Raw genomic sequence first — 22,312 nt, 5'->3', positions numbered from 1 at the left:
ATGATGAATCATTCAATGGATCGGAGAAATGGGCAGAAAAATGCTAAAAAGTATGCCGAGAGCTTCTTTGGCGGATATTGAGTATTGGGCAAGATCCTGCAGGGAATCGATACGGAATTCTCGGCGCATGGGATCAGTATGATCCTGTCGGGGATCGATATTGCCCTGGATCCAAGGGACGGCATGACATCGAGCATCCAGGACAGCAAAGTGGGCGGGGCGCCGGTTTTTGGGCACATGCCCGAAGCCTGCATTACCGCCCTGAAGAGGCGTATTTCTAAATGTGCGAACGATATGCTGGATTTCGAAGTGCTGAAGTATGCCGGGGAGCCGGGCGCCGCTGTCCGGGCCAGATATCGATCCTCGGGTTCGATGACTTGACGCTGACCGAATTCATGACTCCGAAGCTCAGCACCGTAAGAGTGCTTAAGGAGAGCACTGGCGCCCGCGCAGCCCGGATGATTCTGGAGAAAGCGGGGGAGCCGGATGCTGCGGCAGAGCACATTCTCATATCCACCGATCCTGTCTTCTTGTATTTCTTATAAACTTAGAAGAGCGAGGCAGAAGAGCAGAGCAAACAAGCTGGCGTCCTTAGGGCGTCAGCTTGTTTGCATGGGAGTCCCTCATCTGCGCGGGGACTTCGAGAGCCTCAATACACAACGCCGACCCGGGAGCGGATGTAATCCTTGGTCGCGATCTGGCGGTAAGTGAACAGGGCGGCATCGCCTACGGATAGCTGCGTTCCGCCTTCGGGCAAGTAATCGGGCTCGGCGCGGAAGATGCCGGTGCTGCCGCCATCCGGCAAATAGGACGGGCACACGATCGTCCAGTCGAGGTCCGAGGCATTCAAAAGCTCGTATACCTTGTGATGTTCTTCGGCAGCCCGGGTCAGTCTGCGTTTGGACTCGCTGGACTGGTACCGCAGCCTCCCGGGCTCCGTCCTGCTCTGCAGAATACCGGCGGTGCCGACGGTAATGATCCGCTTGATCCCCTCACGGTGCATGGCGGCTATAATCAGCGGTATGCTGCCGGACAAGGTGGTGGTGCCGTCTGTGCTCAAGGCGCTCACCACCACATCGATGCCGCGCGACGCCAGAGCCAGATCCTCTTCATTCAGCGCATTTCCTTGCAGGATCGTCAGAAGGCCGTCTTTCCGGGTGATTTTCTCCGGCGTACGGACCAGCAGGGTGACCGCGTGTCCATCCTGCAGAGCAAGACTTAATATCCCGCTTCCCACGCGTCCCGTGGCGCCTAAGAGGAGTATGTTCATAGGTAGTCGCCGCCTTCCTGTTTTTATATTTTGTGAGTTGCGCTCCGCTCCCTGTTTCCTGGGCTGGTAATTCCAGTGTAGAGAGAAGGCGCCTCTATTGCAAACGACCCGCCCCGGAGCCCGCGTATTCCGGTGCCGTGCAGGAGAATGGACGCGATTCCAGAATTATAGAGGAGAGGTGAGAAGTGTGAGTTTGATTCGACTGGAGAATGTGACGAAGAAATATGAGGATACCCTTATCCTTCGGGATGTATATTTTCGTGTGGCCGCAGGGGAGCGCGTGGCGCTCATCGGCCGGAACGGAGCCGGCAAATCGACGGTATTCAAGCTGATTCTGGGCCGGGAAGAGCCGACCGCCGGGAAGGTGGAAGTGGACGGGAAGGTAAAGGTAGGATACTTCTCGCAGTTCTCGGAGCTTCAGGGGGAGAAGTCCGTCCAGCAGGAGCTCGAGACGTGCTTCGAGCACATCTGGCAGATCGAACGGGAGCTGAAGCAAATCGAGGAGAAGATGGGCGCAGGGCCGGACGACCGCGAGATGGACGAGCTGCTGAACCGGCAGGCGGAGCTGTTCGAGCAGATGGAGCATCACGACGGCTGGAACGTGCCGGTGGTGATCGATACGGTGCTCAGCAAGCTCGGGTTCCATGACGCATCCCGCCACCAGCCGATCGGGCAGCTGTCCGGGGGATGGAGGAACCGGGCGGCCCTCGCCAAGATGCTCATCGAGCAGCCGGATGTCGTGCTGCTGGACGAACCGACGAACTACCTGGATCTGGAAGGGCTGGCGTGGCTGGAGCAGTGGCTGAACCGGTTCGGCGGCGCGATGATCCTCATATCGCATGACCGGCAGTTCATCGACAAGGTCGTAACGCGCATCGTAGAGATCGAGAATTACCATTTTCACGAGTACGAGGGCAGCTATACCGAATACATACGCCGGAAGAAGCTCCGCAAGAAAGAGCTGGACCGCCAGTTCGAGTGGGAAGAAGAGCTGCTGCTGATCGAGGCGGAGGGCCTCGACAACAAGCGCCAGAAGAAGTCCGGCGACCGCCTGTCCCGCAAGCTGGCCGATCTCAAGAAACGGATCGAACCGAACCCGGTCCATGCGCTGATTACCGACATCTACAACAACCTGCGGGTGCCGGACAACCTGTGCCGGGTCGAGGGCATCAGCAAGGCGTATGGGGACCGCACCTTGTTCCAGGACGTTCGCTTCGATATTCAGAAGGAGGACCGGCTGGCGATCCTGGGCCCGAACGGCAGCGGCAAATCGACCCTCATCAAAGCGCTGACCGGGCAGGAACCGCCTGACTCGGGCGAGATCCGGTGGGAGAAGGGCGTCTCTTACGCCTACTTCAACCGGATGTGGGAGGAGCTGGACAAGAAGGACACGATCTCGCACGCCGTGAACGTGTACGGACTCGGCCTGGATGCGCCGCGGAAGAAGGTAAGCCGCTTCCTGTCGATGCTGCAGTTCTCCGAGGCGGACCAGCACAAGATGATCGGCCAGCTGTCCGGCGGGCAGCAGGCCAGGGTGGCGCTGGCCAAGTGCCTCTTGTCGGGAGCCTCGGTCATCGTGCTCGACGAGCCGACGAACCATCTCGACCTGGCGAGCATTCAGGTGATGGAGCAGGCCTTGATCCACTTCCCCGGGGCGGTGGTCACGGTCAGCCATGACCGGTTCTTCATCGACAAGATCGCGACGAAGACGCTGACCTTCGGGCCCGGCGGAACCGTAACCGAGCAGAATTTATAGTAAAAAGGCTAAATCCGCCTGGGATCAGCGGATTTAGCCTTTTTTTGATACCTTAAGAATGTATATCTCGCCAGGGCCCGATCCTGTCATCTTATATATCTGATAAACGCGCATCGTCCTTAAAGGAGGACGGCGAAGCCGTTTATCCTTGTGCGATGAATGTTGAATCGGCTGCGGGAGCGTGCCCCTAAGCTTACCCTCCCGCCGATTCGGCATAGCGCAGGAAGCTGCCGATGTCTTTTGACAGCATCAGGGGGATCGCCTGCTCGAGCCGGTCCAGAGGCCAATCCCACCAGCGGATGTAGAGCAGGCGGCGGATCGTCTCCTCGTCGAACCGGTACTTGATCACCCTTGCCGGATTGCCCCCCACAATCGCGTAAGGAGGCACATCCCGGCTGATCACGGAGCGTGCCGCGAGCACGGCCCCATGGCCCACGGTAACACCGGATAGGATGGTCACGCCGGAGGCAATCCATACATCGCTGCCGATGACGACATCTCCTTTGGTCTTGGGGTGCCCCTCGATATGCCGGAATCGGGGAAGAATCGCGCTGAATGGATAGGTCGTCACCCAGTCGGCCCGGTGTTCGCCTCCAAGGAATACCGTAATCCCATCGGCAAGGGAACAGAATTTGCCGATATGCAGGGAACTGTTCTCCCCCCAGTGCTTAACCTCCGGACTCCCGTACGTAAACTCGCCGATGAATGTACGCGGATCGGCGGTACGGCGGGGCAGGGCCTGAGACAAATCGCTAAGCTCCATCGTGCCATACAGCTCCTTCCCGGTTATAGGTGTCTCTTAAGACATCATATGCGGCTGAGGGCCGGCTCGGACAACACCATCCGGCCATTCCGCGTTACGATAGGCGGTACAGGCAGTATAGGCAGGGACGTGGGGCAGCTGCTGGGCGAGGGGCAATCCAGAGGCCGGAAGCCGGCCCCAGCGTGCAGCGGCGGTTCCATGGATTCGCCGCAGCACAACCAACGGAGCACCGCGGTTCAGCGGGATCCGTTGGCAGATACAGGAATAAGTTTCATAAATATCGTAAAATATGACACCTTTTCGTAAAATAAGCCCTTGTGGGAATATTTATAAAAAATGTAGAATTGTAACAAGTTAGGTCGAATAAACCGCTTAACTTCCCGATACGCGGCCCTGCTTCAGGTGCAGCTCCTCGAATTCCGCCGTAAAACCGGAGCCCTGCGGGCTGCATGCGTACAAGCCGCACTGAAAGGGGGTATCATCATGAAGGTCTTCCGCCAGATGGGCCATTCTCAGCTGGGTCCATGAAGGCACTGCGGTCTGCGTCTGCGGAACTTCCGAGAATTCCACAAGATAGTCGCCCGCTTCCCTGCGTATGCGGAAGAGCAGTTCGGTGAAGCCTGATTTGAAGTTCTGTGTGGACCAGTCCGAGTAGCCGTGATTGGTTACCACCACGCCAAGCTTTGACTCTCCTTGCGTATCATACTCTACCGATGTCTTAAGCCAGCAGGTTTCCGAGAACCGGACCATGAGTCCGGCCTGGTCGAATTGATGGACCGGGTAAGAACGGACTTTCGTTGTTAAGACGACATCTCCCCTTGCTTGCGTATACAGAAAATGACCGTTATCGACCTTGAACCCATAATGGGTTTTTTGCCAAAAATCCGTCTGGGCTCCCGGTTTTACGACCAAGGCCTTCTTGCTCCCGCGGATGGACCATTCCTGCGGCGGACTGTGCCACTGCAGGCCGGGATGCAGCTCTTCGGCATCGAATTTTTCGTATAATACGGTTTCTGTAGTCATGTCCTATCACTCCCACTGTTCTTATTACACCCACCTCTAAAGATAGTTACAAATTCTGGAATAGTCAATGCTGATGATTCAGGCGGAAAAGAGGAATGGAATGAAACGTCTTTTTGGACTGAGCTGTTACTTTTATTTGCTCATCGGGATTACGAGCGTCCTGCTCGGTTCGCTGCTGCCGAAGCTGCTCCCGTACTATGGACGTCAATACAGCGACGGGGGGCTGCTCCTGTTCTTGCAGTTCGCGGGCTTCCTGTGCGGGGTAATGACTTCGCCTTGGTGGTCCTCCCGCTATGGCCGCAAGCAGCTTCTGCTGCTCGCGCTGCTCACCATCGTCATTCCGTATGCGGTCATCGGGTTTCTGCCCGGTTGGTATGTGGTAGTTGCCATGACCTTCTTCACCGGCTTCGGTTCGGGGATCATCGAATCGGCGATCGGGGCGTTCACGATCGAATTCGCCGAAGACCGCAAATCGATCGCGATGACGAAGCTCGATGTGTACTTTGGCGTCGGAGCCCTGCTCATGCCTGCCGCCGTCAGCGGTCTCGTGGCTCTGGATGCCTGGTCCTACTCGTTCTTCGCAGGGGCTGCGGCGGCGGGCGGGCTGCTGGTGCTGTGGGTGAGCATGCCTGCCGAATGTACACAGCTGCTCCGGACTCCTCCGGCTGCGGACGGGACGGCGGAGGAGCACGCCGGGGCGCCTGCACGGCCGGGGAAGTACCAAGGCAGCCAGAAGACGATTCTGCTCATATATGTGATCTTCTTCTTCGTCTACATGGGCCTGGAACTGGGCCTGATGAACTTCCTGCCGTCCATTCTGGTAGAGGGCACCGGCGTCTCGGCGTCTACAGGTGCGCTCGGCGTTACTTTTTTCTGGATCGCCATGGTGATCGGCAGGCTGTTCGCCGGACACCTCGCCGAACGGGTAAGGTACGTGCCTTTTCTGGCGGCAAGCAGCCTCGGCACCCTTCTTCTTCTGATCGGACTGGCTCTGGTAGAGGGCCGAGCGGCCATCTTCCTCCTCATACTCGCCGTTGGCCTCTTCATGTCGGGGCTGTTCTCCATCGCCCTCGTCTTGGCCAATGAGCTTCTGCCGGGCATGGTCGAGCGGACCACAAGCATTCTCATCGCCTCGGGCGGGATCGGTGGATCGGTACTTCAGCTCTTCGTCGGATGGAGCATGACCTCATGGGAGGTCGGGGGGACGCTGTGGATTCTGGCGGCATTCGCCCTGGTCCTCTTCGCTGCCGTCCTCTTATCTACAGGGCTGCGGGGGAACCGGGCAAGCACGGAGAAGACGGAGCTCCAGGTGTCGAACCGGTAGAGGAATACTCGATACACCAGGCTGCAACATAGAAGGGAGGTGGGGGCGGCCGGCTGGTACCAGCAGCAGCGGATGAGCGGATAGGCAAGATAAACGGCTTCGCCGTCCTTTAAGGACGGTGCGCGTTTATAAGATATATAAGAAGACAGGATCGAGCCTTGGCGAGATATAAATTCTTATATATCAAGATAAACGGCTTCGCCGTCCTGTAAGGACGATGCGCGTTTATAAGATATATAAGAAGACAGGATCGAGCTCTGGCGAGATACAAATTCTTATATATCAAGATAAACGGTTTCGCCGTCCTGTAAGGACGATGCGCGTTTATAAGATATATAAGAAGACAGGATCGAGCTCTGGCGAGATACAAATTCTTATATATGAACATATTCCAAACTCGGACGGAGGACCATTCATGCAAACTTTGGTTGCGAACAAGTTCAAATACGGCAAAGGGATTAAGCTGATCAACGAGGCCGGTGAAGAGTATATCGACGGGGTATCGGGCACCTTCAATCTCTCGCTCGGCTATGACCATCCCCATGTGGTCAACAAGGTACAGGAGCAGGTAGGGCAGCTGTCGCACATGTCCTCCACGTTCACGGAGCCCTATGCCAACGAGGTGCTGGACATGCTGCTGGAGTATGCTCCGCCGGGGATCGACTCCGGCTGGATGCGGGATATCACCGGATCGACAGCCAATGAATGCGCAGTCAAAATCGCACAGAAGTATACCGGCGCCGACGACGTGGTCAGCTTGTTCCTGTCCCATCACGGACAGACCCAATTCGCTACAGGCATATCCGGCAACAGCTTCCGCCGCAAGGGCTTCCCGAATTCGGCGGCAGCGAACCACCTACACGTGCCGGCGCCTTACTGCTACCGCTGCCACTACAAACTCTCTTACCCGGGCTGCGGCTTCCAATGCGTCGAAGCCATAGCGGACCATATCCAGTATGCGAGCTCCGGTTCCGTGGCCTGCATGATCATCGAGCCGATCCTCGGCAACGGGGGCAACATCATTCCGCCTGAAGGGTACTTCCAGCGGCTGCGCAAGCTGTGCGACGAGCATGGCATGCTGCTCATCTCCGACGAGGTGCAGACCGGCGTCGGCCGGACGGGGTACATGTTCGCGAGCGAGATGCTCGGCATGGATCCCGACATCATTACGCTGGCCAAAGGGCTCGGGGGCATTGGCGTACCGATCGCCGCCGTGCTGATGCGCTCCCGCTACAATGTGCTCGAGAAGCATGAGCACTCCTTCACCTCGGGAAGCAATCTCATCTCGCTGGCTGCCGCCAAGGCGACGCTGGAAGTCGTATCGGAGCCCGAGTTCCTGAACGATGTCAAGCTGAAGGGCGAGATTCTGTCAGGACTGCTGAGTGAGCTGCCTGCCCGGTTCCGCTGCATAGGGGACGTACGGGGCATCGGGCTCATGTGGGGACTCGAGATCGTCGACGAGAACGGGGACCCCGATGTCCGGAAGGCCAATGCCATCATCGATACGGCCTTCAAGGAGCAGCGCCTCATCCTGAGGGGTTCGAGATACGGGTTCGGCAATGTGGTCAAGGTCAGGCCGGCGCTTGTGGCGACGGACGACGAGCTTGTGGAGATTGTGGAGAGGCTCAGCGCCGTACTCCGGAAGGTCGGTTAATTCTTGGGCCTGCGAAGACCATATACCATACAGGAGGGATCAGCCATGTTATCGCTTGTATACCATTCGGCTTGGGACATTGCACTGGAGGAACGGCCGGTTCCCCGAATCCGGACGGACCGGCAGGTGCTGGTGCGCATCCGGGCAACGGGGGTCTGCGGGACGGACCTCGGGATCATCAGCGGCAAATATCACGCCAAATCGTCCATCATCCTCGGACACGAGTCCGCAGGCGAAGTCGTGCAGGTGGGGGAGGCTGTTACCGTGCTGAAGCCCGGCGACCGCGTGGTGATCGATCCGACTTACTACTGCGGACAGTGCGACAAATGCCGCACCGGCAGGCAGAATCACTGTATCCACAAAGGCGCCACGGAAACCGGGGTGAGCAGCGACGGGACCTTCACCGACTACTACGTGACCGAGGACCGGTTTCTGTACAAGCTGGCGGATCACACGACGTATGAGGAAGCGACCCTGACGGAACCGCTGAGCTGCATCTTGACGGGCATCGACCAGATCCGGCTGCTGCCGAACTTCCGCACCGTCGTACTTGGGGCCGGTCCGATCGGCATGCTCTACAGCTATGCCCTGGCCTCGAAGGGCGTGACCGGCAGCATGGTGGAGATCTCGGAGGAACGCCGGGAGATCGCCAGGTCTATCGTCCCGCAGGGATGGGATGTACACCATTCGCTGGAAGACGCGGTGCGGTGCCATGCGCCGGTTGATCTGCAGGCGGACCTGATCGTGGACACGACCGGGTTGCTCGCGTCCCCTTCCATCGCTTATCTGGCGAATGGAGGGTATCTGATGCTGGTCGGGCTCCGGGACGGCGAGTCGAGCTTCAACCCCAAAGAAATTGTTGACCGCAGCCTGAAGATCATCGGCTCCATCGACTCGCTGGGCACCTTCGCGACGGCGCACTATCTGATCGAGCGGGGCATCGTTCCGGCGGCGAAGCTGATCACCCACGCTTATCCCGTGACGGACTATGCGGAGGCCTTCCGGACGCTCGGCTGCGACCTGAGCGGGCGGGTGCTCCAGCCTTCTTCTACGGCGATCAAGGTCGTGCTTCATTCCGGAGGTGCTTAACATGACGATCAAGGCCATCACCTTGGATCTGTGGGATACGATCTACCACGACTGCCCGCAGCGTGATGCCACCCGCGGGCAGCTCAGGCTGGAGCTCATCCATCAGCGGCTGTACGAACTCGGGTTCGCCGTGGAGCGGGCCCGGCTGAAAGCGGCTGTCCGGCGGGCGGCCGATGCCAGCAAGCGGCAGTGGGACGAGGAGCACTTCACGCCGGGGGCACAGGAGAGGCTGCTTGCCGCCGCCGCCCTTCTAGGCATCTCTCTGCCCGAGGAGGAAGCCCTCCGTTTGGCTGGAGAGGTTGAAGCCGTCGGCCATTCCTACCCGCCCCTCCCGTTCGCCGAGTCGAAGGAGACGATCGCGAGGCTGGCCGGGCAGTACACCCTCGCGATCATCTCAGACACAGGCCAGACCTCGGGCCGGATGCTGCGCCGGGTATTGGAGCGGGACGGACTGCTCGATTACTTTGCCGTATTCACCTTCTCCGACGAGGCGGGAGCCTCGAAGCCCAATGAGAAGGCATTCCGGCTTACGCTGGAGCGCCTCGGTGTCTCTCCCGAAGAAGCGGTGCATGTCGGAGATAACGAGACGAAGGATACCGTAGGGGCCCTGAATGCGGGCATGACCACGATTCATCTCGCAGCGCAGCCTTCTCTGAGCTACGGGTCCCATCCGCGGTATTATCAGGCGGAGAGAATCGGGCAGGTGCCTCTCCTGCTGGATTCGCTTCCCGTCGGTGCCGGGGCATGACCGATCAGGAGTACCGTCAGCTGGTGGACGAGCTGCAGCGGGGCTATCAAGCGAAGAAGAAGGAGAACCGGCACCTGCTCGTATGCGTCTCCGGTATCGATGCCTCCGGCAAGTCGACGCTGGCACAGCGTCTGCAGGAGAGTCTTACGGAACGCGGGATGCCGGTCCTGCCGCTCTCCGGCGACGACTTCTTCTTCCGGCGGCATGTCCGCTACCGGAACCCGGACCCGGCGGCCGGGTACTACCTCGATTCCTGCGATTACGGGACGCTGTTCGGGGAGCTTCTCGTGCCGCTAAGCAGGGGGGAGCTGGTCCGCAAGACTGTGACCCATGTCGATTGGGAGTCCGATGCGTACAGGGAGACGGAGTATTCGGTGCCCGAGCCTTCCGTGATCGTGGTGGAGGGGGTCTTCCTGCTGCGGAGAGATCTTCCCGATGTGTTCGACTACCGCATCTGGTTGTCGCTCTCCTTCCGGGCGGGCGTGAAGCGGGCTTGCAGCCGGGAAAGGGACCTTGCATATTATGGTTCCGTTCAGGCTATCCGCGACAGGTATCTGAAGCGGCTGTACCGCGGACAGCTCCTGCACCTGCAGCAGGACCGGCCATGGGAGCGGTGCCAGGCTGTCCTGGCGCCATCCACTCCGGACCTTGCGCTGATCAGCCGGTAACGGGGAAGGGTGGATGGCGGATAGGATCGCGGTTTGAACATGATGCAAGATAAACGGCTTCGCCGTCCTTTATGGACGATGCGCGTTTATAAGATATAAGATTACAGGATCGAGCCCTGGCGAGATCTAAATTCTTATAATCTAAATTCTTCTTATATATAAATGAAAGGCCGGGCCTCCCGCTGGAATGGAGGCCCGGCCTTTTTGTACTGCATAGGTATGATTCCCTGCATCAGACTCCCGGTACGCTCGTTGCCGCTTAGGAAAGTTTGACTATAGCCAACCTGCCCCCTGGAAGCGCAGCTTGCTGCAGAGTAGCATGGAGGGAAGACTAGGCGTTCCGCAGGAAGGATAGCGGTACGGCAAGGAGGCTCATCGTGCGAACTGTATACCTGGTGTCGGGACCGGCCGGGGTCGGCAAATCCACAATTTCTCTGCAATTCGTTCATGCATTGCAGCATAGCGCCTATCTTTCAGGTGACGATATTAGCCACATGCATGTTCAAGGTCGCAAGAAGCCATGGGAGAGCGAAGCGGAATTGACGCTCATATGGAATAATATTCTAAGCCTTGCCCTTAATTTTGTTACCCATGGAGTCGATGTGGTCGTGGACTATGTTACCTTCCCGGCCCAGGCGAAGTGGCTGCAGGATAAGTTGAAGAATTACCATGTCTCTGTTGTCTATGTTGTTCTGCGGGCGGATCCAGAGACCCTGCTCAAGAGAGACCGATTGAGGCTGCCCGAACACCAGATGGGAGAACGGTGTCTAATCCTGCTTAGGGAATTCGAAGCTTCGGGAGTAGATCCCAAACACATTCTCGATACAAGCTCGATGGGGGAAGAGGATGTGGTGCGCGTGATGGAAGAGATTCGAGGCGGCAAACAATACAGGCTGGAGGAATAGCTCTGACGGGTAGAAACGGAGGGAATGGATGGACACCATAGAACCGATGGAAACCATGAAATCAATGGAAGAAATGGAAGAAATGGAAGCGAGAGAATCCTCTTGGGGGGCGGAGCTGTATCCGGTCATCGTCGATAGACTCCGGGCGGCCGGGTGTGTCTTCGCTGAAGAGGAGGCCCGGCTGCTCGTCTGCGCGGCACGCACTCCGGCCGAACTGGCGGCTATGACGGACCGGCGGGTCTCAGGCTTCCCCCTCGAGCACGTCATCGGATGGGCCGAGTTCTGCGGATTGCGGATCGCGGTGGCCCCAGGCGTCTTCGTACCCCGCCAACGTACCGTGTTCCTCGTCCGCCAGGCTGCAGCGCTCGCCCGGCCGGGAGCCGTCGTGGTGGACCTGTGCTGCGGCTCGGGAGCGCTCGGCATCGCGCTGGCCTCCGAGTTGGGGGAGATCGAGCTGTATTCCGTCGATATCGACCCTGCTGCAGTGAAGTGCGCCCGCCGCAATGTAAGTGCCGCAAGGGGTCGCGTATACGAAGGCGACCTCTACCATCCGCTGCCCGCCCTGCTGAGGGGCCGAGTCGACCTCCTGGTCGCTAACGCGCCTTACGTACCCTCCGGGGCGATTCGGCTGCTGCCGCCGGAGGCCCGTATGCATGAAGCGCGGGCGGCGCTCGATGGAGGGGCGGACGGGCTTGATATCCAGCGCCGGGTGGCCGCCGAGGCCCTGCTCTGGCTGGCGCCTGGAGGCCGCCTGCTGCTGGAGACGAGCGAGGGGCAGGCGGTGCAGACCGCCGAGATCATGGCGGTCAACGGGCTGATTCCGCAGACCGTACGTTCCGACGAGCTGGACGCCACTGTTGTGATCGGCACCAGACCGGCCGTTCAGAGCACGCCGGGCGGTTAGCCAGATTCCCCGGCAGGGCCCCTTCCTTATTTCTTCAGCCGCAGTCCGCCGTCCACTTCAAGAACGGTGCCTGTGACGAACGTATTGTCGATAGTGCACGGCTTTGGCGATATCCTCCATTGTAAGATGGTTATACCCATGCGTCCCGAGAAGAGTCGCTCTGCGCCGATAATGGCCTGTCGTGCCTGCTCGCTTCTCGGCCTTCCACTATGAGGACTAAACTCGCTTACCTTTCTTACAGTCGGGTAGAACCAGTTCAACACACAAGACTCAAGTGTCTCCGATGCAAAGGAGAAGTTAAGAGGACAGACGAAAATACCGTTCAAGAACGGCTCGGAGTGTGTGGAATTGTGCAAGTCAGTGGTCCCAATATGAAAAGTTGCCCTAAGTCCACTTCGTGGATGGGCCGTCTTCGCTTATGGCGTGGCCGTTGTTTTAGAAGTCCTCTGTTATTTTGTTTGGGCAGGATCGATTAGATGATTGGATAAATCTATTTTTGTGATTTTTCCTGTTTCATCTACCATGAAAAGTAAATATGGATGGTAAACACCTTCTGTATAAGTAGAACCTGTAACCCAGTAATTTTTTACGAGTTGGTTCTCATTATCCTTATAAGTCTCGACTTTCTCAAAGCTTTGCTGAATTTTTTCCACCGGGTCACCAATCTCAATGGCGTCATTCAGTTTCTTTGTGGAGGGTCCATCTAATACGATCCATTCTACTCCGCGAATGGGTTCAGTCTCGCTAGTACGATAAAAACGAACTCGGAGGTTCTCCTTTTCATAATACCATTCGACTTCTGGGGTACTGTGTACAGCCCCTATTGTAGTAGGTTCACCCAGGATCGATTTTACTTTTTCTGGACTATCTCCTATATGAATTCCACCCATCGAAGTGTTACCTTTAGTTAGAGGACCTGGACCTCTCTCAATAGGCTTTATTTCTGCAGTTGGCTTTATTTCTGCAGTTGGCTTTTCTTCAGCGGTGTGGTACTGATGGGCAGTATCGCTTGATTGTGAGGTGCTATTGGTAGTGATGGCTGCTGGCGAACTATTTTCTTTAGCTTCATCACAGCTGCTTACTAGAACACAGGCTGCGATTGCTGCGGCATATTTAATTTTGTTTTTCAAAATACCCCTCCTTTTACTATATTATTTTACCAAAATTTCAATAATAATCATAATATCGTTCCTGAGGAGTAGCCAATCCGAATACGTATTTCAATTCCTGTTGGAATTTGCTCCATCTTTCATGTTCCCTAAGTACATTTCCCACTTGATTCAATGTTCTCTTACTATTCATGCAACATTCATTGCGAACGTTCGTCTAACGTAAATAGCATACTAACCTGTGACAAAGGAGACTGCAACATGAAGCGTTCCTTGCTAACGGCCGCACTCGCGATTCCGATGCTGCTGCTCAGCGCTTATCCCGTAATTGCCGCCACACCGAAACAAGCGAAGGTGGCGCTTCCGCCATTCCCCGTTTTTCTGAACGGAACCCCGGTCGATAATACACACAGCCAGTATCCCCTTCTTATTTATAAGGACATCACCTATTTCCCGATGACATGGGATTACGCACGGGCGCTTGGACTAGAGACCTCCTGGGATACGGAGTCAAGGCTTGGCATTCAAAAGCGAGTGCGTTCTGAGGTACTGGTGCAAACACTGACGACGGAGGCGAATACTTTATCCGGCGAAACTGCGGTTTTTCCCGAATTCCTCATTGAAGTGAACGGGAAACGCATCGAGAATAGCACGGAGCCCTATCCTCTGCTCCTGTTCCGAAATATCACCTATTTTCCGATGACATGGCGTTTTACTCATGACGAGTTCGGCTGGAATACGTCGTGGGACAGCGTCAACGGCCTTCGTATCCATACGGCGGCGTCTACGGACGGCACACGGCCGATCGCCGAGAGCGACAACTACAATTTGAATAACGGCGGACAGCTCGCGGTAGCAGACGACTGGATGTATCTCAACCCGAACAGCAGCTACGACGGTCCTAACTACCTGTATAAAATGAAGCTGGACGGCAGTGGCAAGACGAGGCTGACGGATGACAACGCCGGTTCGATCAATGTGGTCGGCGATTGGGTTTATTATACGGTGGTTGACAAAAGTAAAAATGTACATCAAGGCATATACAAGGTGCGCACGGACGGTACGGAACGGACTAAACTATCGGATGCACCAGCGGGCCGGATTACAGTAGACGGGGATTGGATTTACTATGTAGACCAGGAATTGACCGGACAAGAGCAATATTCGGTCGGTTTTTACAAAACAAAGGGCATTAAAAAGATACGGACGGACGGAAGCGGCGAATCGACGCTTTTCCAAGGAACCTTAAGCGACTCGGTGAGCAGCGTGGTTACAGATTCCATCCATGTCCTAAAAGACTGGATCTATTTCATACAGCCGGGAGATGGGAAGCATCCTGCGGTTTTGAGCAAAATCCGTAAAGACGGATCGCAGCTGACACCGCTAGCCTCTACCGGAGATTTCGATACTTTCCTTATTGCGGAAGGCTGGATTTATTACGGCACTAATAATCAATTATTCAAAATGATGCTGGAGGGCTCCTCCAGCATACCTCTCCGGAAGTTTGACCAGCATGTCAACTTCAATACGCTAAACTACCATGACGGCTGGCTGTACTACGTCAAAGGCTCGTTCGGCATCATGGGATCGGCCGTCATTGAAAAAATCCGCATCGACGGCAGCGAGCCGACCGAGGTGACCGGGGGTGTGCGCGCGGTCAACCTGTTTTTTGCCGGTGGTCAGCTCCACTTCGCAGGAAGCTCGATGGGTGACGCTCCGCTTTACAAAGTGACATTGGACGGCAAGATCGTGCCGCTCAAAGAGCAGTAAGACTAGACCGATCAGTCCGGTTGCCCTATAATCGGGTCCTATCACCCGTATTGTTTGTTCACGCCACAGACTGAAGGTCGACTGATGGAATCACGGGCGGTTCGTTCCACTACGGGGAACGATCGTTGGGCGACCCAGGAGCAGTTTGCATAGGCAGCTGCTCCATTTTTTATGGGCGGCCGGGTTGGAGCGGGGGAGGAGGTAAACATCGAGGACCTCCTGCTACTTGCATGTTATATGGTTTTGCTACTGTCCTAAATGTTCCAAATCCGGCTGCAATTTGTTCCGCAGAACATACAGCATGATGGCTCCAACAAGGAACGCGACGGCATCCGCAATGACGAGCGACCAGACCACCCCGTGGAAGCCATTCATTCGATTGGCGATATAGAGCACAGGAATCAGAGTAATTCCTTGAATAACTGACATAATAAACGCGGCGGTTCCTTGCGCTGTTGCTTGGAAGATTCCCGTGAACAACGTGGTCGTTCCTGAAATGAACAGGGATAAGAACGTCACGTGCAGAATGTAGCTGCCCATTTCTATTAATTGCGGGTCATTCGTAAATAATCCAATTAAGTGGTCGGATGTCAGATAGATGATGACGCCGAACACGACGGCTAACGCCACAATCGCCTTGATCGTGAATCCAATGGTTTGCTTCATTCGTACTTGATTCGCTGTAAAAGAAAAGGCAATGAGCGGTACGACACCCTCGCATAAGCCCATCAGAATAAACTCGGGAAATTGCAATAAACGTGAAGAAACTCCGTAAGCCGCTGCAGCCTGATCCCCATATTCGACAAGAAAATGGTTCAAGACGAGTGACATGGCGCCCAAGAAGATACTCATAATAAAGACGGGAACACCGATTTTGAACACATTGCCGAGAATGTCCTTGGTAGCCTTGAACCATCTTACGGAGACCGTTAAGAATTGGCTCCTATATCCCATATGGAACGCATAGAATACACTCGCGACCAAGTTAGCAATGACCGTAGCAGACGCAACGCCGATCACGCCCCAATGGAAGACGAAGATGACAAGCGCATCGAGAATCACATTCACGACAACACTGAGAATCATACCGACCATCGACGTGATGGCTGAACCCTCCGAGCGCACGATATTCTCCAGCGTAAAGAATAATACGACGATTGGTGAACCAATAAGCATCATCGTGACATAGTCCTTCGTGAATCCGAAGGAGTCAGGCGTTGCCCCCAGGCCATGAACGATGGGATCGATCAAGGGAAGACAGGCTGCCATCACGATCAGACCGAGAACTAGACTGCTGTAAAAGGCGAAGGAAGACACCTGCTTTACCTCATCATATTTCTTTTCCCCCAGCAAACGGGAGATGAAGGTGCCGCTGCCCATGCCAATCAAGTTGCCTAGCGCCATAATGATCGCGAATAACGGCAAGGTTAGTGCGAGTGCGGTTAACATGGCCGTATTGTTCAGCGTACCAAGGAAATAAGCATTCAAGATGGAATAGATGACACTCATTGACATGCCTAGCATCATCGGTACAGCGAAGTGCGCTACGGCTTTTGCGATCGGTGCTTTTTCAAAGTAATGGAGGTTTTGTGCATCCATGTGGGTCACTACTTTCTGCATATTTTTTTGACCTCAGACTAACAGTGTAAGGTTGAGCCTTACAGTGTAAGATGATATCATGAACTTATGAACCTGTAAAGAACAAACTTACACTGTTAGATAAGAGGGCGGATACCGATGAAAAAGCAGCAGCCTCAGATTTCGGAGGATAAGATTCTGGAAGCCTCGTGGGAGCTTCTGGGGGAGGAGGGCATCGAGAAATTCAGCATGAGGCGATTGGCCGACCGGCTGGGGATTCAGGCTCCATCTCTGTACTGGTACTTCAAGAGCAAGCAAGACCTCTACCAGCGTCTGGCCAACCAGGTATCGAAAATGATCCTGGAGGAGTTCCACTCCGATGGGGATTGGAAGGAGCAGCTGACGGGGCTTGCGGTAACGGTACGGAGTGTGCTCCGCCGGTATCCCTGCTCCACGCAGCTCATGATGCTGACGCTCCCCCACGAGCCGGACATCATCCGGTTCACCAACCGTATGCTGCTCTGCGTGGAATCAACGCTGCTTGAGCAAGAGCAGAAGATGCAAGTCGTTCTCACCCTTGTGAACTATGTCTACTACTTTGTTCTGGATGATGATCAGCATCAACGCAATGTCTCCGCTATTCTTAAGGAGCAGAAGGAGCTTCCGGGTGAGGAGATGATTCGTCTCCTGGACTCCATGAGCGAGACGGAAGCGGGACTGTTCCGGAGGATGTTCAAAAGCGGGCTGTTCGAGCTGATGGGGACCGACGCGGCATTTGAGTTCGGCTTGAAGCTGATTCTGCTCGGGATTGAGCAGGTGATCCAGGAGCAGGAGAAATAGAATGCAAGATAAACGGCTTCGCCGTCCTTTAAGGACGATGCGCGTTTATAAGTAGATTTCAGGATCGAGCCCTGACGAGATATCAATTCTTATCCATTAAAAAAACCGCTCATCCGGTTATCGGATGGGCGGTTTCGATGGGGCTTCCCGTTTACTCTGAATTCCATTCATAATCCAGCGCCTGCGGGCCTCGCTTTTCTTTTGCCCTTCAATGAGGGAGGATAGTTGTATTAATTCGCAATCTTCAAATTCCGCTCCTCAAAAACTTGTTTGGCAACAAAAACTGCATTAAGAACTCTTGGAAAACCGGTATAGGGAATGCAATGCATAATCGTTTCGATGACTTCATTCGGTGAAAGCCCTACATTGAGAGCTGCGTTGATATGCACGTTAAGCTGCGGCTCGCATCCGCCTTGTGTTGTAAGCGATGAGATCGTGATTAGCTGACGCTGTTTGAGATCAAGAACTTCCCTTGAGTAGATCTCACCAAATGCAAATTCAACAACATACTTTCCGAGGTCGGGAGCAATGTCCCTCATTGACTCAATGACACGTTTTCCTCCTTCACCATCTATTTGCATTAGTTTTTCCCAACCACGTGTATAACGTTCGTTTGATTCATTTGACATATAGTATTCCTCCTCGTGAGTAACTTGAATTGAATGTTACACTTTAGAGTGCACTCTAAAGCAAGGCCTTTTTTTGATATGCTATAATCAATTTATGGAAACCAACTTTTTTACAATTCAACAGATGAAAAGATAGATTCGTATCAGGAGAGTTTCAACCTTACTCGAGGCTAGGACAATGGGTTTACTATCATGAATTGATACTAGATTTCAATCTTTATGGGGGGGCGATCAATAATGAGTAGTTCAAATGATGAGGTTCAAGAAATAGAAATGAATTCACTTCATGAGTACATTTCAGAGGGGAAACTGATCGTTGAATCATTTAAAAGTCTGAACGCCAGAGTACAGTTACATCAAATCTTTTCACTGCCTTCGCACCTTGATGACTACTTCTTTGATCCCGAGAGTCGATTCCTGGTCAGCAACGGACCTCTGGTGCTGAATCAGCATCTGCCGCTCGATTGGGAAGAACTCGAACAGCTGGCTCCAGAGGGAAACTGGGAATTAAATGGTCTGGTTGTTCTGGGTGATCTGACCATTGAGGGTAACGTGCTGAACACCAACATGGACAGTGGTCCACTGCTGCTGGTTCAGGGGAATGTCATTGCCCGGAATATCCTCTCCGGCGGCTCTGAAATCTTCATTAACGGAGACGCCCACATCCGCGATGCCGTCTTTGGATATTACAATCATGGTTCCATAGAGATTGTGGGCAATCTTTATGCAGGCTTGATCGTCATGGACGATCATATGTACAACATCAAAATAGAAAATACACAGGTTCCAGCTCAGTACCTCGATGCGGATTTCACTGATGGTTCCGACGACCTGAAGGAGTTGAACCATATCCTCAGGCAAGAGATCAACTCTTTGCGAGACTTAAAAAATCTAATCATCGAGGGCGACGATATTCTGAAGCCCGAAGCGCAAAACCAGCTCAAGTGAACGCCGTCCGGTACTTATTCTTAGCTTTCATTTTCAACTATCCTTGACCGTTAGTTTAGAGCCAACCAGGAGCAGTTTGCCACCGCGGCAGCAGCTCCTTTTTTTCATTGAAGTAACGGGAGTATAGCGCAATGGGACCTTGTTGGTTGCAATATTTATGGCATTTTATTGACCAAGAGAATGGAGACCAGTTACATTAATTGTTCCAGTATTATTTTGGGGAGCTTATTATATGTGGGGATATATCGAAAAAAATAAGCAATGAAAGAACTATTAACCTCGCCTTCGCAAGGCACTTGGACGTTACGCTAACTGAGAACGTTAGTTCAATAAGCAGAGAGGAATCCACAACGGATATTCCTCGTCTTAAGCTTTAATTAGGAAGGTTTAAGGGGATTATATATATGGATTTGGAAACCACTAAAAATGATCTTACGGAAGAAACAAGAGCCCAGTTGATGGATGAATATGGACTAACTGAAAACAAATTATCATTGATAGAAACACTGTTTCAAGGTGACTTCGGCTTCACTATTAACTTTTCAATGCTAATACCATCAATTATTCTTTTATTGATTTTAGGATTTCTTTTATTTTTATTCAATAAAGGAAGAAAGTCCTAATTATTATAAATCATTCAGCTATCGGGGAATGTTAGCGGAATAACCAGGGAGCAGATCGCCGCGAGGCAGCTGCTCCCTGGTTCGCTTTAAGCTGAAGGGCAGGAGAGTTACAATTAAAGGAAAAAACTGAGGGTTTCGTGGTATGATATAAAAAAGGAGTGATTTCTTATGGAACAATTCAACTCAAAGCAAGTGAAGAGTGAGAATCAAGAAATTTCTTCGTTTAATTCGGTAACCGAGCACTATAGGACTATAGTGGGGACACCCACCAGTAAAGTTGATATGGGAGTTATGCCATGGGCTCTCCGTATTTTCGGTTATACTGTTTTCTCAATTGGTGCTATATGTAGTGTTACTTTTATTATCATGTATGTGCTGCAATCTTTTTAGAAGCAAAGGCCAACTATTACCCCTAGTCATTGTTCAACTAACTGGAGACGATAGCTCCACAAGAGACGACAGCAGCCGGCACACGATCGGCTGCCGTTTGCCATTGAAGTAACTTCAAGATTGCTGAGAGACCAATGTTTTGCTTCATGTTCATTGTGGTCGATCAGTTTAGTGCAATGTAGTTCCCATCGCTCTACTTGCTCTTCATCATAGCCAAGATCCTCAAGCGTCAGCCACTGCCAATTGCCGTCGCGATCGAGCACGGGTGAGGACGCTCACCTGAACGCCCTCATTTGATACGACGGATCCGATAGGTGTCGCTTTGCCTGTCGAAGTAGATGAACAAGTTTGTTGTCCACTTGGCGCCGAAAGCGACGACGACATAGAGGCCGAACAAGATGAAATAGTTCATGCCGTTATACATCTGGAATAGGTCAGCTGCGCCCATAATGGGCTTAATGATTAACGAGAAGCATGCGCTGGCGGCTGCGGAAAGCAGGTAGTAATTCCATCTCTTTTTCAGGCAGTGCTGGTACAGGAACATAAAGCAGACCGGCACAAGTGATACGTCCAGCGCGAATCCCACAGGCAGGAACGGGAACAGCTTATACGGATAGGCCCAGAAGCTTTGGGAAGTACCGATCGAGTCTAAATAGGTGAAGATGATATGTACGCTGTATCCGTAAAATCCGAGCAGAAACACGCGATTCCGGTCTAGCCAAAACCAAAGCGCAATCAAGGGGCAAATGAGCATGGCTGCCAAGAGCCAGAATTGCCAGGTGTTAAAGCCGGAGTAGTGAACCCAGTACCAAATCATGTGGTCACTGGCTTCATGAAACTCTCCAAGTATTTTCTCGAATATCTTTTCCTGCTTACTTCCCAACCCACTCAGCTCCTTTTCCATCTATTGTCTCCGATCAGTGATGGCTGTATTACATCATGGGCGAAGGGCAATCTAACTGCGAACCTACCTGATCGATTCCGCGATGCAGGCTACGCAGCTGTCCAATGAGCTGAACCAGCAGGCGCTGTCCTTGATCGGCATGGTGCTAGTCCAAATCAAATAAAAGCATGGATTTATATCCACGCTCCCATATTAGCTAAACTCTATCCCCAATAACCTACCGCTTAAATTCAATGGAAAATTTGATAAGATCACAATATATAATATCTGGACGAAAAAAGATGAATGGGGAGATCCTGTTGTAAAGATTCATTATAATGGTCTTCACTTCAACATTTATTATCTGATTGGTGACGTGTACCACAAATTAGAATTGGCCAACTACAAGGTGGGTAGTTTCGTGTGCAACCCCATCGTACAGAGGCGCTTGTTTTTTTGCAAAGACCAAATTACTCGTTTTACAGGAATTCTAACTGGTTAGCATAACAACTAGGGGGCTGTTCACCGTGAACGGCTCTCTGTTTGCATTGAAGTGACCGACATTTTACGGAAACCAAGCAAAGTAAAATAACGTCTAATGTTAAGCCTGACAAACCATTTGCAGATTATGCTGGCTATCTGGCTTGGGTAGCATCGCACTCGCAATCGTCAGAAAGTCCTCCCGACCGATCTCAAAATGACCGTAGCTTAAGGAATACCCCCAATTTCGGTTCCCGCGAGTGAAGCTAAGCTGCTCTAATAGATCTCTAATCTGTACCTCCCGGCATGAAATATAGCGGATTTTCTGCGGATTGGCACAAACGATTCGGACATCTGATATTCGTAGACTTTATCATCATCCACTTCCCCGATAGCGGTAAACGCTTGGAGGGGTGTCCCTTTCGTCATTTCTGTACGCTCATCCATTCCTGACTTAGTTGGATACTCAAAATTCATTATTAAGAATTTGAAACTCTCCTTCAGCGAATGTTTTATCCGCATAACCGTCACCCCATTGACAAAGCGCTCTTAGAATCGGATCTAGCGATTGCCCAAGCTCTGTAGTCGAATATTCGACCTTCGGAGGGACCTGATTGAACATTTTCCTGCTAACAAGTCCATCAGCTTCCAATTCTCTGAGGGTCTGGATAAGCATTTTTTGAGTGATACCATGCACAAGTTGCTTTAATTCGCCCGTTCGTTTCGGACCTTTTATCAAATAGTATAAAACTAGCCCTTTCCATTTCCCCCCAATTACCTCCATGGTAACTTCAAGGTTACAATAATAAACTTTCATGTTGTATATCTCCCTTCAATTACAATTATTACTTTTTAGTTACTATATAACAAAAAAGTGGGTACTATTATTGTGGTTACTTTTATTACATAATATCATTTATGAGATGTACTGAACAGTTGTTTGATGACAAAACGACGG

23 protein-coding genes and 1 pseudogene are annotated in these 22,312 nt (G+C 53.0%); 15 read left to right on the top strand and 9 right to left on the bottom strand.

Annotated elements, in window-relative coordinates; genetic code table 11:
* Positions 1-84: 84 nt before the first annotated feature.
* Positions 85-381, top strand: coding sequence for a type 1 periplasmic-binding domain-containing protein (locus tag O9H32_RS00185; RefSeq protein WP_269864320.1), 297 nt, complete (start codon positions 85-87; stop codon positions 379-381).
* Complete coding sequence (locus O9H32_RS00180; RefSeq protein ID WP_269863692.1) at positions 282-545, top strand: substrate-binding domain-containing protein; 264 nt, start codon at positions 282-284, stop codon at positions 543-545. Before O9H32_RS00185 ends, O9H32_RS00180 begins: the two co-directional genes overlap by 100 nt.
* Before the next feature lie 104 nt (positions 546-649).
* Here the strand turns inward: O9H32_RS00180 and O9H32_RS00175 are convergent, their stop codons facing one another.
* Positions 650-1,270, bottom strand: a complete 621-nt coding sequence (locus O9H32_RS00175) for an NAD(P)-dependent oxidoreductase (protein ID WP_269863691.1) — start codon at positions 1,268-1,270, stop codon at positions 650-652.
* A gap of 187 nt (positions 1,271-1,457) precedes the next feature.
* Here O9H32_RS00175 and O9H32_RS00170 point away from each other — a divergent pair, with 187 nt between their 5' ends.
* Positions 1,458-3,026, top strand: a complete 1,569-nt coding sequence (locus O9H32_RS00170) for an ABC-F family ATP-binding cassette domain-containing protein (protein ID WP_269863690.1) — start codon at positions 1,458-1,460, stop codon at positions 3,024-3,026.
* Positions 3,027-3,219: 193 nt separating this feature from the next.
* Here O9H32_RS00170 and O9H32_RS00165 read toward each other — a convergent pair whose 3' ends face one another.
* Both O9H32_RS00165 and O9H32_RS00160 read right to left on the bottom strand, forming a co-directional pair.
* Complete coding sequence (locus O9H32_RS00165) at positions 3,220-3,789, bottom strand: CatB-related O-acetyltransferase (protein WP_269863689.1); 570 nt, start codon at positions 3,787-3,789, stop codon at positions 3,220-3,222.
* A 372-nt stretch (positions 3,790-4,161) separates the two neighbouring features.
* Positions 4,162-4,812, bottom strand: coding sequence for a DUF1349 domain-containing protein (locus O9H32_RS00160; RefSeq protein WP_269863688.1), 651 nt, complete (start codon positions 4,810-4,812; stop codon positions 4,162-4,164).
* Positions 4,813-4,912: 100 nt separating this feature from the next.
* Here O9H32_RS00160 and O9H32_RS00155 point away from each other — a divergent pair, with 100 nt between their 5' ends.
* The 7 genes from O9H32_RS00155 to O9H32_RS00125 all read left to right on the top strand — a co-directional run bounded on the left by O9H32_RS00155 (position 4,913) and on the right by O9H32_RS00125 (position 12,104).
* Entirely contained in the window at positions 4,913-6,136 is a 1,224-nt protein-coding gene (locus tag O9H32_RS00155) for an MFS transporter (RefSeq protein ID WP_269863687.1), read from the top strand.
* 415 nt (positions 6,137-6,551) lie between these two features.
* Complete coding sequence (locus tag O9H32_RS00150; RefSeq protein ID WP_269863686.1) at positions 6,552-7,790, top strand: aspartate aminotransferase family protein; 1,239 nt, start codon at positions 6,552-6,554, stop codon at positions 7,788-7,790.
* Between the two features lie 45 nt (positions 7,791-7,835).
* Entirely contained in the window at positions 7,836-8,879 is a 1,044-nt protein-coding gene (locus tag O9H32_RS00145; RefSeq protein WP_269863685.1) for a zinc-dependent alcohol dehydrogenase, read from the top strand.
* 1 nt (position 8,880) lies between these two features.
* Positions 8,881-9,627, top strand: coding sequence for an HAD family hydrolase (locus tag O9H32_RS00140; protein WP_269863684.1), 747 nt, complete (start codon positions 8,881-8,883; stop codon positions 9,625-9,627).
* Positions 9,624-10,295 carry an adenylyl-sulfate kinase gene (locus O9H32_RS00135; RefSeq protein ID WP_269863683.1) on the top strand — a complete coding sequence of 224 codons (672 nt, stop codon included), beginning with the start codon at positions 9,624-9,626 and terminating at the stop codon, positions 10,293-10,295. The genes O9H32_RS00140 and O9H32_RS00135 overlap by 4 nt, the downstream gene beginning before the upstream one ends.
* A 377-nt stretch (positions 10,296-10,672) precedes the next feature.
* Positions 10,673-11,200 (top strand): AAA family ATPase, encoded by a 528-nt coding sequence (locus O9H32_RS00130; RefSeq protein ID WP_319946913.1) that lies wholly within the window; start codon positions 10,673-10,675, stop codon positions 11,198-11,200.
* Positions 11,201-11,282: 82 nt separating this feature from the next.
* Entirely contained in the window at positions 11,283-12,104 is an 822-nt protein-coding gene (locus O9H32_RS00125) for a putative protein N(5)-glutamine methyltransferase (protein WP_269864296.1), read from the top strand.
* Between the two features lie 449 nt (positions 12,105-12,553).
* Here the strand turns inward: O9H32_RS00125 and O9H32_RS00120 are convergent, their stop codons facing one another.
* Complete coding sequence (locus O9H32_RS00120; RefSeq protein WP_269863682.1) at positions 12,554-13,234, bottom strand: hypothetical protein; 681 nt, start codon at positions 13,232-13,234, stop codon at positions 12,554-12,556.
* A gap of 240 nt (positions 13,235-13,474) precedes the next feature.
* Between O9H32_RS00120 and O9H32_RS00115 the strand changes: the two genes are divergently transcribed.
* Positions 13,475-14,983, top strand: a complete 1,509-nt coding sequence (locus O9H32_RS00115; RefSeq protein WP_269863681.1) for a DUF5050 domain-containing protein — start codon at positions 13,475-13,477, stop codon at positions 14,981-14,983.
* Between the two features lie 246 nt (positions 14,984-15,229).
* Here the strand turns inward: O9H32_RS00115 and O9H32_RS00110 are convergent, their stop codons facing one another.
* Positions 15,230-16,582 (bottom strand): MATE family efflux transporter, encoded by a 1,353-nt coding sequence (locus O9H32_RS00110; protein WP_269864294.1) that lies wholly within the window; start codon positions 16,580-16,582, stop codon positions 15,230-15,232.
* A 138-nt stretch (positions 16,583-16,720) separates the two neighbouring features.
* Between O9H32_RS00110 and O9H32_RS00105 the strand changes: the two genes are divergently transcribed.
* Positions 16,721-17,401, top strand: coding sequence for a TetR/AcrR family transcriptional regulator (locus O9H32_RS00105; protein WP_269863680.1), 681 nt, complete (start codon positions 16,721-16,723; stop codon positions 17,399-17,401).
* 230 nt (positions 17,402-17,631) lie between these two features.
* On the opposite strand, the gene O9H32_RS00100 is transcribed toward O9H32_RS00105, so the two are convergent.
* A complete protein-coding gene (locus O9H32_RS00100) occupies positions 17,632-18,030 on the bottom strand; it encodes a carboxymuconolactone decarboxylase family protein (RefSeq protein ID WP_269863679.1) in 399 nt (132 codons plus the stop codon).
* Between the two features lie 237 nt (positions 18,031-18,267).
* Between O9H32_RS00100 and O9H32_RS00095 the strand changes: the two genes are divergently transcribed.
* The 3 genes from O9H32_RS00095 to O9H32_RS00085 all read left to right on the top strand — a co-directional run bounded on the left by O9H32_RS00095 (position 18,268) and on the right by O9H32_RS00085 (position 19,991).
* Positions 18,268-18,978 carry a hypothetical protein gene (locus O9H32_RS00095; protein WP_269863678.1) on the top strand — a complete coding sequence of 237 codons (711 nt, stop codon included), beginning with the start codon at positions 18,268-18,270 and terminating at the stop codon, positions 18,976-18,978.
* 404 nt (positions 18,979-19,382) lie between these two features.
* On the top strand, positions 19,383-19,601 hold the full coding sequence (locus tag O9H32_RS00090; protein WP_269863677.1) for a hypothetical protein: 219 nt from the start codon (positions 19,383-19,385) through the stop codon (positions 19,599-19,601).
* A 168-nt stretch (positions 19,602-19,769) separates the two neighbouring features.
* Positions 19,770-19,991: a hypothetical protein gene (locus O9H32_RS00085; RefSeq protein WP_269863676.1), complete on the top strand. Its 222-nt coding sequence runs from the start codon at positions 19,770-19,772 to the stop codon at positions 19,989-19,991.
* A gap of 289 nt (positions 19,992-20,280) precedes the next feature.
* On the opposite strand, the gene O9H32_RS00080 is transcribed toward O9H32_RS00085, so the two are convergent.
* The 3 genes and pseudogenes from O9H32_RS00080 to O9H32_RS00070 form a co-directional block, all read right to left on the bottom strand.
* Positions 20,281-20,895: a CBO0543 family protein gene (locus O9H32_RS00080; protein ID WP_269863675.1), complete on the bottom strand. Its 615-nt coding sequence runs from the start codon at positions 20,893-20,895 to the stop codon at positions 20,281-20,283.
* 580 nt (positions 20,896-21,475) lie between these two features.
* Positions 21,476-21,792: pseudogene (locus O9H32_RS00075) on the bottom strand (EVE domain-containing protein); the annotation flags it as partial.
* 28 nt (positions 21,793-21,820) lie between these two features.
* Positions 21,821-22,171, bottom strand: coding sequence for a winged helix-turn-helix transcriptional regulator (locus O9H32_RS00070; protein ID WP_269863674.1), 351 nt, complete (start codon positions 22,169-22,171; stop codon positions 21,821-21,823).
* Between the last annotated feature and the right edge of the window lie 141 nt (positions 22,172-22,312).

The organism is Paenibacillus caseinilyticus (assembly GCF_027533645.1).
GTDB lineage: Bacteria > Bacillota > Bacilli > Paenibacillales > NBRC-103111 > Paenibacillus_G > Paenibacillus_G caseinilyticus.
The sequence above is the reverse complement of the archived record's forward strand: the minus strand, read 5'-3'. Positions and strand labels throughout refer to the sequence as shown.